The 6,514-nt window shown below is 49.9% G+C and carries 7 protein-coding genes; 5 read left to right on the top strand and 2 right to left on the bottom strand.

All coding sequences use genetic code 11. The features are described 5' to 3' along the window. Window positions 1–845, bottom strand: an 845-nt coding sequence (locus IQ219_RS15470; RefSeq protein WP_194073201.1) for an NAD(+) kinase, incomplete at its 3' end; no start/stop codon positions are given. A 31-nt stretch (window positions 846–876) separates the two neighbouring features. Beyond that, window positions 877–1,599 (bottom strand): photosystem II biogenesis protein Psp29, encoded by a 723-nt coding sequence (gene psb29 / locus IQ219_RS15465; protein ID WP_194020440.1) that lies wholly within the window; start codon window positions 1,597–1,599, stop codon window positions 877–879. Window positions 1,600–2,315: 716 nt separating this feature from the next. Between psb29 and IQ219_RS15460 the strand changes: the two genes are divergently transcribed. The 5 genes from IQ219_RS15460 to IQ219_RS15440 all read left to right on the top strand — a co-directional run. Then, window positions 2,316–3,740: an IctB family putative bicarbonate transporter gene (locus IQ219_RS15460; protein WP_194073200.1), complete on the top strand. Its 1,425-nt coding sequence runs from the start codon at window positions 2,316–2,318 to the stop codon at window positions 3,738–3,740. A 73-nt stretch (window positions 3,741–3,813) separates the two neighbouring features. Next, on the top strand, window positions 3,814–4,098 hold the full coding sequence (locus IQ219_RS15455; RefSeq protein ID WP_194073199.1) for a DUF3288 family protein: 285 nt from the start codon (window positions 3,814–3,816) through the stop codon (window positions 4,096–4,098). A 437-nt stretch (window positions 4,099–4,535) separates the two neighbouring features. Continuing rightward, window positions 4,536–5,231 carry a hypothetical protein gene (locus tag IQ219_RS15450; RefSeq protein WP_194073198.1) on the top strand — a complete coding sequence of 232 codons (696 nt, stop codon included), beginning with the start codon at window positions 4,536–4,538 and terminating at the stop codon, window positions 5,229–5,231. Window positions 5,232–5,456: 225 nt separating this feature from the next. Further along, the gene (locus IQ219_RS15445; RefSeq protein ID WP_190599087.1) at window positions 5,457–6,056 is read left to right on the top strand and encodes a superoxide dismutase; all 600 of its coding nucleotides are present in this window, start codon (window positions 5,457–5,459) and stop codon (window positions 6,054–6,056) included. A 274-nt stretch (window positions 6,057–6,330) separates the two neighbouring features. Further along, on the top strand, window positions 6,331–6,514 hold a 184-nt coding region (locus IQ219_RS15440; RefSeq protein WP_255512830.1), incomplete at its 3' end, for an isocitrate/isopropylmalate family dehydrogenase.

Here is a 6,514-nt window from a genome sequence, read left to right as displayed (position 1 = left end):
GAATAGCTTTCCCGCAGTAGGATAAATTGTGCCTCTTGGTGGGCCATCCACACTCCCACCCGTTGCCCAGGCCAAATCCCCGTAGCAAGGGAGCCATCTGTCCACAATTTTGTATTTAACTCAAAATCCCCCAGAGGCCAGATATTTACCGAGGATCCAGGGGGAATGACAATGGGACGGCTGGACAAGCTGAGGGGGCAAATGGGGGTAATCACAATGGCATCCATACCCGGGTGCAAAATGGGCCCGTTAGCAGAAGACGTATAACAAGTGGAGCCCGTGGGGGTGGCCACCAATAGACCGTCGCATTGGTATTGGTCAATTAATTCCCCGTCCACTTCCACTTCGATAATGGCTGTGGGCATCCGGTCAATACTGGCCGGTTTGATGCACATTTCATTCAAGCAGTAGTAGGTTTCCCCCACCATCTGGGGATCCCGGCGATCGCCTTCAAATAAACTGGCCGCTAGCATCATCCGCTGGGAAACGGCGTAACGGTCTTGACTGAGGCGGTCCCAGACGGTTTGGGTATCCTGGAACAAATCAAAGGGTTCCGTCAAAAAACCCAGGTGTCCCCCCACGTTAACGGACAAAATGGGAATGCCTTCGGGGGATAAATGCCTGGCTGCCGCTAGGGTAGTGCCATCTCCTCCTAAAACTAGAGCTAAGTCTATTTTTTCTGTGGCAGAGGCCAAAAACACTGGATAGGGATTATCTTTGATGCCACTGGGGCCCATCAGTACCTTACAGCCCCTAGCCTCCAATTCCCTGGCACAGCGTTCGGCATAGGTTTTGCTTTCATTGTGCCCAGCTTTATGGGCAATGATCACCTGTTTCAGTTCCACAATGGGGCCTCAGAGTGGGGCATAGATTGGACTAGCTTTCGGGACTCTCCGCTGTAGTCACCGGGGCATCCTCGATCGCCGGAGTCGTAGCAGCGGCTTGTTTTTCTTTTTTCTTCCGTTCTGCTTCGGCCGCATCTTCCAACACCTTGAGTAGTTGGTCAACTTTTTCCAGGTTGCTACGGTACAAGTCTAAATCCTTGACCACTTTATCGAGGGACAAATCCAACAGTTCCGATAATTTGGTGAGATAGTCCTGACGTTTTTCATCATTGTCCTTCACCTCTGGGTCTTGGTCAGCCAACAAAGTGTAAAGCCCAATAGAAAACAGACGACTGTATTTAAATTTATGACGCTGGTGGATCCCGGTGAGGGTGTTGAGCAGCAAGTTATCCCCGGAGGTCTGGTCACTGGAAGCGGCGGTTACCCAAGCATCTAGGCCGATGTGATGGGCACTGGCGGCCACATTTTTGGCATCCTGGCGTACTTGGTCGGGATTTTGATCTACCCCATAGCAGAGGGCACTGAAAATAGCAGGTAATTCTGCCGCCGGTTGATAACCCTGCATAAAACTGTCGAAGGAGGTGACGATGCCCAGGGCAAAAATGGGGTCGTAGGTAAAGTCAATGTTCACACTGAGCAAATGCATTTCCACCAGCAGCTCTTCGACAAAACGCCGGTAGATGGAACTAATGGGACGGCTGTAGTGGGTAAAAAATTTTCGTTTGGCTTCAGAAACAGTGCGAATTTTAGTCACAGGGCCGATTACAAAGGGGGGATAGATCTCCTATTTTCCCTTGTTAAGCGGCCTTTGCCAACCTGGATTGTTGCTAGGGGAGGTGAATCATCGAGCGTTGCTAGAATGGGACAGTCCCAGGAAAAAGACCATGCCAGACTTCCAGGCATTTATTGCCATCATTACCACCATTTTGGTGTTTGTGACCGGAGTAGCCCTCAAATATGAAACCATCCAGTTCAAAAACTACTAACTCCCTATCCCCCAATGGGCAGGCCTCAGCTTCGCTGGGGTTACTTTCACATTTGTGGTCTTGGATCAAATCCTACGGGGGTTTGTCCGACTTGAAGAGGTACAACGAAGAGATGAGGAAAGAAACCGCAGAGATGAGGAAGCTAGAGCAAGAAAAGCAGATGCGGCACGAACAGAGGATGAAAGAATTAAAGCTACAGAACGAGAAACTCGCCGAACTAGAATCGAAACTCGATATCGTACTGCAATCGCCAGATTCCAGCTTGACCCCAGCCCAATCCACCGAACACAGTTAGCGGATATTTTGGCCCTCCTGGAAGAATACCAAGATACCCTGTGAGTTGTTGTGGCTGATGGTTACCAAGGCTTCGTGACAGTCAGTGGGTCTGCTCAGTGTTGTATATTTACATATTTACCGACAATACCCGCCATTGATTAGGCTAATCAGTGGTCAAAGGACTTCCGAGTTTACAAGCAGAGTGTTAATGGTGTCTCCCATCTCTATCTGGCGATCGCTGATGTTTGGCGGTTTTTCTCCCCAGGAATGGGGAAGGGGCAGTGTGCTCCACCGTTTTGTGGGCTGGGGGCGGCATTGGGCCCAGGGCAGTTTACTGTGGCCCCAGTTTGAAGCGGTGGGTACGGCTCTGTTGGCAATAATTTTTATGGCGGCGCCGTTCACTTCCACCACCATGCTGGGCATTTTTATGCTCCTCTGTGGAGCCTTCTGGGCTTTGCTGACACTGGCGGATCAACCGGGCAAGGGGCTGACCCCCATCCATGTTTTAGTCTTTGCCTATTGGTGTATTTCGGCGATCGCCGTGGGTTTTTCCCCGGTGAAAATGGCGGCGGCGTCGGGGCTAGCCAAATTAACCGCCAATTTATGTTTGTTCCTATTGGCGGCCAGGTTATTGCAGAACAAGCAATGGCTGAATCGGCTGGTAACCGTCGTTTTACTGGTGGGGCTATTGGTGAGCAGTTACGGTCTGCGACAGCAGGTGGACGGGGTAGAACAGTTAGCTACTTGGAATGATCCCACCTCTACCTTGGCCCAGGCCACTAGAGTGTATAGCTTTTTAGGCAACCCCAACCTATTAGCGGCCTACCTGGTACCCATGACTGGTTTGAGTTTGAGCGCCTTGGTGGTGTGGCGACGGTGGTGGCCTAAGTTACTGGGGGCAACCATGGTGATCACCAATCTCCTCTGTTTATTTTTTACCCAGAGCCGGGGTGGCTGGCTGGCGGTATTGGCCCTGGGGGCGACCTTTTTGGCCCTTTGTTACTTCTGGTGGCTGCCCCGATTACCCCAATTTTGGCAACGGTGGTCTTTGCCCCTGGCGATCGCCGTGGCGGTGATATTGGGCGGAGGGGCCTTAATTGCGGTGGAACCAATTCGGGTTAGGGCCATGAGCATTTTTGCCGGTCGGGAAGACAGCAGTAATAATTTCCGCATCAACGTCTGGGAAGGAGTGAAGGCCATGATTCGAGCCCGTCCCATCATTGGCATTGGTCCAGGCAACGAAGCCTTCAACCAAATTTATCCCTACTATATGCGCCCCCGCTTCACTGCCCTGAGTGCCTATTCCATTTACCTAGAAATTTTGGTGGAAACGGGCATAGTCGGTTTTACCTGTATGCTCTGGCTGTTGGCCGTTACTCTGGGCAAAGGAATCCAATTGGTTAAACGCTGTCGTCAAACCCTAGCCCCGGAAGGAATTTGGATCATGGGGGCCCTGGCGGCGATCGCCGGTTTATTGGTGCACGGTCTTGTGGACACCGTCTGGTACCGTCCCCCGGTGAGCACTTTATGGTGGCTGCTGGTCGCTATTGTTGCTAGTCAGTGGGCCAGTGCCCAGACCCGTTTGGGGGCAAGTGGAGAAGAAAACGGGGCAGAACCTCCTCTTCCCCAATAAGAGCCAATGGCAATAACTTGGCCGGCCAGGCTTAACTTTTGCCCTTTTTGAAAATTTGTCAGGAGTCAAAACCATGGCGATCGGAGAGCAAACCCATCCCCAAGCAAGTAAAGACCAGGCCGTTGTTGATCGCCTGTTACAATCCCCCGCCGATATTCCCCACCTGTTGTCCTTGGCACGGCTGAGAATTCGTTACAAAAATTTTCCCGGGGCCCGGAGCTTACAGCGAGATTTGGACACCGTGCTTCAGCAATGGCATCTGACTGAAGAAGAACTCTTTGCCCAAACTAGGGACCTCTACGCCAGTGGGGCCGCCCACACCAAGCAAAGTACAGAGGAACAACAGGACTGGAGCTAGCCTCTGTTAACCCCTTGCCCAGACTGAGCTGAGCCAACTTTTTTTTGGCGTAATTCTGAAATTTGCCGGTACCGGCCGCCACCGTAGACATTGAAATTACTCTATTGTCAGGCTTTTTAGCAAACATTAATCTCTACTATTGGTGCAATAAGCAATCCCAAAGCTAAAAGCAGAGATTTTCCCCTATGCTTAAAGCAATAACTCCCGTTACAAAAATTAACTAAATGTCTAATCTGATTGCCGTTGCCTTCTGTGGCTATTTTGCTTTGTTAATTGCCCTTTTCTCGGCTAAAAACTTTCTCGTCAAGGACAAAGCCAGTCTTAATCTCCCTGAATAATTCTTCTAAATGACAAAAATGGGGATTAAGTAGCTATAATCTTGTTTTCCTAAAGTCTCAGTCAGAGTAGCCTGGATCAAAGTAGGTCATAGCAAGGTTATGAGTCCACCCCAACCATCGGGGCGCAAAAGATTAGGATTGGTTTTACAGGAAGCCGGTCTGATTACCCCGGCCCAATTAGAGGTTGCGGTTAACAATCAACAACATTTTGATTACCTCATTGGGGAAGTAATTGTTCTCCACGGCTGGTTGACCAAGGACACCATCGAGTTTTTTGTTAACCAATGGTTTGATTTAATTTACCGCCCCAACTCTATGCCCTTGGGGCATTACCTGCAAATGGCGGACCTGTTGAATCAATGCCAGATTGACCAAATTCTCCAGGAACAAAAGGTATTGGGACTGCGCTTTGGGGCCACGGCGGTACTGCTGGGCTTGCTCAAGCAAGAAACGGTAGACTATTTTATCGCCCATCTTAAGGGAGACATGGCTAGTCAATCGGCTTTTAGCGCCCACGAATTGGCCAAGGGATGTGCTGATCGTGCTCGGCCGATAAAAACAACTCGGGCGGAGCCTAAACGACAAAAACACCGACGGTCGGCCAGTGGCAATCCAAAGGGTAGGGAAGAGAAAAAACATAGACGAGTAAGGACTGCTAAGCAAAAGTCTGCGACGGCATCGTCGGCTGAAGTTTCAGGGAGTCTGCCGGAGAACTTTGATATTTTTATAAATGACGAGGAAAACTTTGACCTAGCCAATGTGCTAGAAATGGACGATGGCAATGTTTCCCTTTGAATGCTTGGGTCGCTCCGGACGGTTTTAAAAAACTGTTGGGTCTGATCGGCTAATCGGCTAAGGTGATCACCAAGGCTTTTTTACTCTTTTTCCTGCTCACGCCCACCGACAAGATTTTCCCTTTTGTGCGGTTCTCCACCGGATTACCGACCTTTTAACCGAGGAAACTTTAGGGTAAAGTGGGAGCCATGGAATCCCCTATTGAGTAGAAAATTTAAATTTATAATGGCTTACGCACTACCTAACTTACCTTACGACTACACCGCCCTGGAACCCTGCATTTCCAAAAGCACTCTGGAGTTCCACCACGATAAACACCATGCCGCTTACGTTAGTAAGTTTAATGAAGCGGTGGCTGGTACAGACCTAGACAATAAATCTATTGAAGACGTAATTAAAGCTATTGCTGGAGATGCGAGCAAAGCCGGTCTGTTCAACAATGCCGCCCAGGCCTGGAACCACAGTTTCTACTGGAATTGCATGAAACCCGGTGGCGGTGGCCAGCCCACTGGTGCCCTGGCTGATAAAATCAACGCTGACTTTGGTAGCTTTGACGCCTTTGTGGAAGCTTTCAAACAAGCTGGAGCCACCCAATTCGGTAGCGGTTGGGCTTGGTTGGTGTTGGACAATGGCACTTTGAAAGTGACCAAAACTGGCAACGCTGAAAACCCCATGACCGCTGGTCAAACTCCTTTGCTGACCATGGACGTATGGGAGCATGCTTACTATTTAGATTATCAAAACCGTCGTCCTGATTACATTGCCGATTTCCTCGGTAAGTTGGTCAACTGGGACTTTGTGGCAGCTAACTTAGCGGCGGCCTAGTTTTCTCCATCGACCTTCCTATGATGATGTTTTAAAGGTCCTCTTTCTCTCCCACTTATGGGTAGAACTGCAGGCAAATTAGACATCTTCTTGGAACTATTTACCCTTCCCCTAAACTTTTGGGGAGGGGTATTTGCTGGAAGGCGATCGCCGGTGGTTGAAGTTTCTGATCTGCGTCCCCAATCCTCTACACTGGGGAAGTTTATGGGATCTCTTTCCAGAGTCCGTCTAAATCTAGTCATTTAATCGAAGTTTTTCCAGTTTTTCCACTACCATGTCCCAGACCTATAACGTAACCTTGCTCCCCGGCGATGGCATTGGCCCCGAAATTATGGCAGTGGCGGTGGCAGTATTACGCAAAGTGGCGGACCAATTTGGTTTTGCCTACAATTTTCAGGAAGCTTTACTCGGAGGGGCGGCCATTGATGCTACGGGCCGACCCCTACCGGAGGTAACCC

The organism is Synechocystis sp. LEGE 06083, assembly GCF_015207725.1.
Classification (GTDB): domain Bacteria; phylum Cyanobacteriota; class Cyanobacteriia; order Cyanobacteriales; family Microcystaceae; genus Synechocystis; species Synechocystis salina.
The sequence above is the reverse complement of the archived record's forward strand: the minus strand, read 5'-3'. Positions and strand labels throughout refer to the sequence as shown.